The following is a 5829-nucleotide window of genomic DNA, read 5'->3' on the forward strand; positions in this document are numbered from 1 at the left end:
GGGGCCTTCGACTACCTGCCCAAGCCCTTTACCCCCCATGAATTGAGATCCGTTGTCGGTCAGGCCCTGGCGCAGCGCGAGCGCCGGCTGAAAAACCGGCAGCTGAAAAACGAAAAGCCCCCATCCCGCCGGATTCAACATCAGCTGGTGGGCAGCAGCCCAAAAATAAAAAAGGTCATCTCCATGGTGGAAAAGGTGGCCCCCACCGAGGCCACCGTGCTGGTTTATGGCGAAAGCGGCACCGGCAAGGAACTGGTGGCCCGGGCTGTTCATGCCAACAGCAGCCGGGCCAGCAAGGTTTTTTTTGCCGTGGACTGCGGCACCCTCTCCGGCAGCTTGCTCGAGTCCGAACTCTTCGGCCACGTCAAAGGCGCCTTCACCGGGGCCCACCAGGACAAGGCCGGCATTTTCCGGCAAGCCCACACGGGCACCGTCTTTTTGGACGAGATTAGCAATATCGCGCTGGATGTTCAGGGAAAACTCCTTCGCTTTTTAGAAACCCGTGAACTCATGCCCCTGGGCAGCACCACCAGCCACAAGGTGGATGTCCGTCTGATCTTTGCCACCAACCAGAATTTAGAAGAGATGGTCCGCAAGGGGACCTTTCGACAGGATTTCTATTACCGCATTTATGTCTACCCCATCCTGCTGCCAACCTTGAAGGAACGCCGGGAGGACATCCCGTCCATCGCCTACCATTTCCTCAACCAGTTCTGTCGCAACATGGGCAAGACCGTTAACGGCTTTGCCGATGACGCGCTGTCCCGCCTCACCGAATACAGCTGGCCCGGCAACGTGCGCCAGCTGCGCAACGTGGTGGAGCGGGCCGTGATATTATGTGAAAAGGAAACCATCGGGCTCAAGGATTTGCCCCTGCTGGGCGAAATCAGCGATATCGAAAACCTGTTCGACAACACCCCCACCAGCAATGAGGCCTTGAAGGCCGTCAAGGCCCTGATCCGGCAAAAAGCCATCGCCCGGGTGGAGTGCAACTTTCTGACCCACGCCCTTTCCAGCAACGACTGGAACGTCACCCGGGCTGCCAAAGCCGTCGGCATGCAGCGCCCCAACTTCCAGAACATGATGAAAAAACACGGAATCTCCCTTCCCCGGCACCATTGAACCGTTTTTCATACACTGTATATAAATTGCATACATGTCGTTGGCATTCGGCTCCCGGCCCGCTGTGCCTGCCTGTTGGCAATCCTTGACCAGACGATCACCACGCCTAAAAGTGTATAGTTTTTAAATACACCCAAGTCAGCGAGGGACAGCGACGAATACAATTTTATTAATGTTTTCAAATATTTTTACATATATCTTACTTTTGGTACACTTACTGCTGTGACAATAACCAACAATGAATCCCAATGCTGCAGTTGACATCCAAGGATAGGAAAACAGGGAGGGTGTATGAACGCAATACCAAAAATCATGGTGGTGGATGACGAAGCGAGTATCTGTAACAATGTTGAAAAAATTCTCAAGAAAAGCAACTACGCGGTCACCCGTGCATCCAGCGCCAAAGAGGCCCTTGACATGTTGGCCAAGGAGTCCTTTTCGCTGTTGATTTCCGACATCGTCATGCCGGAGATGAACGGCCTCGAACTCTTAAAGATGGTCAAAAAAGAGTGGCCGGTGACCCGCGCGGTGATGATGACCGCCTACGCATCTACGGACACGGCCGTCAAAGCCATCCGAATGGGCGCCCTGGAATACCTTCCCAAGCCCTTCACACCCGACGAATTGCGCGCTACCGTTGAAAACGCTTTGTCCGGCCGGCTGGTGGAGGCCCGAATCAGTGAGCAGGAACGTGAGTCCATCAACATCATCGACGTGGACATCCCGTTCGATACCGACGAAGTGGCCAAGGTCACCGGAAAAGGGTATGCCGACAGCCTGGGTCCCTCCGACATGCCGGTGGTCGAGGTAAAGATGCCCGAGAACCTTGAAGGGTTCTGCGAAGTCGGCAACATGGTCTGTGACATATTTAAAAAACTGGGCGCCACCTGCAAGGCCGGCACCAAAACCGCCGCCTGCCCGCAGCTGGCCAAAAAGAAAAAAAGCGCCAAGGGAAAAACCGTTGACACCAAACGGTTGATCGGCATCGACCAGCCCTTCGACTACGAAGAGGTGGCTGCCGTATCCGGTCCTGAATACATCCAGAATCTTCGCAGCGACGGCGTCTCCATCCCCTACTACGAAGAGCTGAAAGCCAACCTGGTCCGGCTGGCCGAGCGCAACAAAATCGACGTGGATGTTCCCTTCGATGCCGACGAAGTGGCTCAAGTCACCGGCAAGGCCTATGTGGATCACGCCACGCGGACCGACGTGCCGACCGTGGAAATCACCGCCTCCGAATCGGTGGAAGGCTTTTGTGAGGTAGGGGATATGGTCTGCGATATTTTCAAGAAGTTGGGCGCTACCTGCAAGGCCGGCACCAAGACCGCTGCCTGCCCCCAGCTGGCAAAAAAGAAGCGCGCCGCAATGAAGAAGGCCGTCGCGGACACCACCGCCCTCATCGCTCCGGACATGCCTTTCAACTATGATGAAGTCGTCCAGGTGACCGGCAAGGACTACGTGGACCACCTGGTATACGACGGCACGGTACAAATGCCCTATGAGACCCTTAAATCCAATATGCAAAAAATAATCGCCGCCGAAACGCAGGACCCAGCATCTCGGCAGATTGCCCAGGTACCGGCCCATCCCAGCATCCTGGTGGTGGACGACGAGGTGGCCGTCAACAACAACATCCGCAAAATCCTGGCCAAAAAAGGCTACCAGGTGGACCAGGCCGTCACCCGGGAGGAGGCCATGGATTGCATCGGCACAAACCGTTACGGTCTAGTGCTGTTGGACCTGAGAATCCCCGGCGTCAAGGGGCTTGAATTGCTCAAGGCCATTGGAGAGAAAAATCCGGACGCAAAGGTAATTATGATCACCGGTTACGCCAGCATCGAGACGGCAGTCGAAGCAGCTCGCATGGGCGCGGTCGACTACCTGCCCAAGCCCTTCACCCCCGACGAGATCCGCAACGCCACCGAGCGGGCTTTGCCATTGGCCGCCTGATCCATCAACTGCCCGGCCGGTCATCCCCACGTGTCGGGCCGGGCAGTTCGCGTTGCGCCGTTTACCCCCCCCTTTCCCCGCTCCATCGACCCACCTTTCTGCAATCCAAAAAACCCCTCTGGATGGCGATGTATTGCACATATACGCATAAAAAGCCCTTTTTCCAGTCACAAAATCATCGGAATAATATTGACAAGCCAACCATCTCCATATAGGTAAATCCACTGGTTTAAAGGCGCCCTCTATCACCGATACGCTATCGTTTTGTGAAAGTGAGCGGTCATTCATGGGGCGGATTAACATCGACAGGAGAATAAAAGATGGCAACGGATGTAGTGGGTTCCGTACTGGTTGTAGGCGGCGGGATCGCCGGCATGCAGAGTGCGCTGGATCTGGCAAACTCTGGGTATTATGTGTACCTTCTCGAAAAATCACCTTCCATTGGCGGGGTCATGTCCCAGTTGGACAAGACATTTCCCACCAATGATTGTGCGATGTGAATTATCTCCCCTGTACTGGTCGAGGTCGGCCGGCATCTGAACATCGAACTGATCACCTATGCAGATCTTGAAAGCGTCGAGGGCGACCCCGGCCATTTCAAGGTAAAGGTCAAAAAGCGCGCCCGCAGCATTAAGATGGATCTATGCACCGGATGCGGTGCCTGTGTTGAAAACTGCCCGGTGGTTCAGCAAAGCGCATAACATCACCAATTTTCCTTCATTTTCGTGAAGCGTGATTTCTATTGGGAGACCGGTAAATGAGTGAGGCACAAGCGATACGCACAGACGAAGTGGAAGAGGTGGACTTTGTAGAGCTGGACACCATGATCGACAAGGAGTTTTCAACGGACAAAGAGAATCTGATCATGATTCTTCAGGCCATCCAACGCCACTACAACTACCTCCCCAAGCCCGCACTGACCTATCTTTCCGCCAAGATCGGCGTCCCCTACAGCAAGATTTACGAAGTGGCCACGTTTTACAGCACCTTCAGTCTGGAACCCCGCGGCAGAAACATTATCTCCATCTGCCTGGGCACCGCCTGCCACGTTCGCGGGGCCGAACGAATCCGCGAACGGCTGCACGACTCGTTGAAGATTGCCGACGGCCAGACCACTGACGACGGGCGCTATACTCTGGAATCGGTGCGGTGCATCGGGTGCTGCAGTCTCGGACCGGTATTGAAGATCAACGAAGATATGCACGGCCGGATCGCCACCGATGAAGTCGAAAAAGTCCTGGGTCAATACGAATAATCGAAGAACGAGGCCAACACCATGAAAATCCAGTCTTTGGAAGACTTAAAAACCATAAGCCAAGAAGCCAGAGGATCCATCTACCATCCGGACGCCCTCAAAGTGAACATCGGCATGGCCTCGTGCGGTATCGCCGCCGGCGCCCAGGCGTCATTCGACAAAGCCGCGGCGTCCTTTGCCGGCGACAAGGGTATTGCCATCTGCCAGACCGGATGCATCGGGTTTTGCGAGCAGGAGCCGCTGGTGGAGATTATCGCTGACGGCAAGCCTCGGGTGATTTACAAAAACATCACCGAAGACAAGATTGTCGACGCCATAAACGATTATCGTCAAGGGCTGTTTGAAAAGAAGAAATGGATTCTCGGCCAGATGCGAAAGCCCCTCGGCGTAATGGAAGACGGTGGCGAAAATCCGGTCGCCAAGGTGTCACCCCAAGAGGGGATTCCCTTTCTCGAAGAAATTCCATTTTACGGCAAACAGGTCAAAATCGCCCTGAGAAACTGCGGGTACATCGACCCCGACACCATCGAAGAGTATATCGCCCGGGGCGGATACAGCGCCCTGCTCAAGGCCCTCAAACAGATGAAGCCCAAGCAGATCATCGACGAGGTGAAGGCCTCGGGACTGAGGGGCCGCGGCGGCGGCGGTTTTCCAGCCGGCATCAAGTGGGCCACCTGCGCCAAGCACGACGGGGACCGCAGCATCATCTGCAATGCGGATGAAGGCGATCCAGGCGCCTACATGGACCGCAGCATTCTCGAAGGCGACCCGCACAGCGTCATCGAGGGCATGCTCATCGCCGGGGTGGCCATCGGCTCCAGCCACGGCTACATCTATGTGAGAAACGAATACCCCTTGGCTGTCAAACGCCTCGTCACCGCCATCAAACAGGCGGAACGCTACGGTCTGCTGGGCGACGGCATCGCCGGAACGGATTTCTGCTTCAAGATCAAGATTTCCACCGGTGCCGGCGCCTTTGTCTGCGGCGAGTCCACCGCTCTGATGGCCTCGCTTGAAGGCAAGGTGGGACGTCCCCGGGCCAAATATGTCCACACCGTGGAAAAGGGCTTCCGAGACGGCCCCACCAACCTGAACAACGTTGAGACCTACGCCAACGTCCCGCCCATCATCATGAAGGGCGGCGCCTGGTACGCCGGCATGGGCACCGAGCACAGCAAGGGCACCAAGGTGTTCAGCCTCTGCGGCAAAATCAACAACACCGGCCTGGTCGAAGTTCCCATGGGGGTCTCGCTGCGTGAAATCGTTTTTGAACTGGGCAACGGCGTGCCCAAAAAGAAAAAATTCAAGGCGGTCCAGACCGGCGGGCCTTCCGGCGGCTGCATTCCCGAACGATTCCTCGACCTGCCCGTGGATTTCCAGCGGTTGGCCGAAGTGGGTTCCATCATGGGCTCCGGCGGCATGATCGTCATGGACCAGGACACCTGCATGGTGGACGTCGCACGCTATTTTCTCGATTTTCTCAAGGAAGAATCCTGTGGGCA

Annotated in this window: 5 protein-coding genes; all 5 read left to right on the forward strand. The window is 55.8% G+C overall.

Going from position 1 to position 5829, the window contains the following annotated elements; all coding sequences use genetic code 11:
* The coding region (locus ABYV26_RS18880; RefSeq protein ID WP_372682907.1) for a sigma-54 dependent transcriptional regulator at positions 1 to 1122 on the forward strand (1122 nt) is incomplete at its 5' end.
* Positions 1123 to 1413: 291 nt separating this feature from the next.
* Positions 1414 to 3072, forward strand: a complete 1659-nt coding sequence (locus tag ABYV26_RS18885) for a response regulator (protein ID WP_372682908.1) — start codon at positions 1414 to 1416, stop codon at positions 3070 to 3072.
* A gap of 320 nt (positions 3073 to 3392) precedes the next feature.
* Positions 3393 to 3773, forward strand: a complete 381-nt coding sequence (locus ABYV26_RS18890) for an FAD-dependent oxidoreductase (protein WP_372682909.1) — start codon at positions 3393 to 3395, stop codon at positions 3771 to 3773.
* Between the two features lie 56 nt (positions 3774 to 3829).
* The gene (gene nuoE / locus ABYV26_RS18895; RefSeq protein WP_372682910.1) at positions 3830 to 4327 is read left to right on the forward strand and encodes an NADH-quinone oxidoreductase subunit NuoE; all 498 of its coding nucleotides are present in this window, start codon (positions 3830 to 3832) and stop codon (positions 4325 to 4327) included.
* A 21-nt stretch (positions 4328 to 4348) separates the two neighbouring features.
* A partial coding sequence (locus ABYV26_RS18900; protein WP_372682911.1) for an NADH-quinone oxidoreductase subunit F occupies positions 4349 to 5829 on the forward strand: 1481 nt, incomplete at its 3' end.

This window comes from Desulfosarcina sp., assembly GCF_041551955.1.
Lineage (GTDB): Bacteria > Desulfobacterota > Desulfobacteria > Desulfobacterales > Desulfosarcinaceae > Desulfosarcina.

What these genes read in the sequence shown, in the direction of transcription:
- ABYV26_RS18885 (WP_372682908.1), top strand. Translation starts at nt 1,414, where the DNA reads ATGAACGCAATACCAAAAATCATGGTGGTGGATGACGAAGCGAGTATC.
- nuoE (WP_372682910.1), top strand. Translation starts at nt 3,830, where the DNA reads ATGAGTGAGGCACAAGCGATACGCACAGACGAAGTGGAAGAGGTGGAC.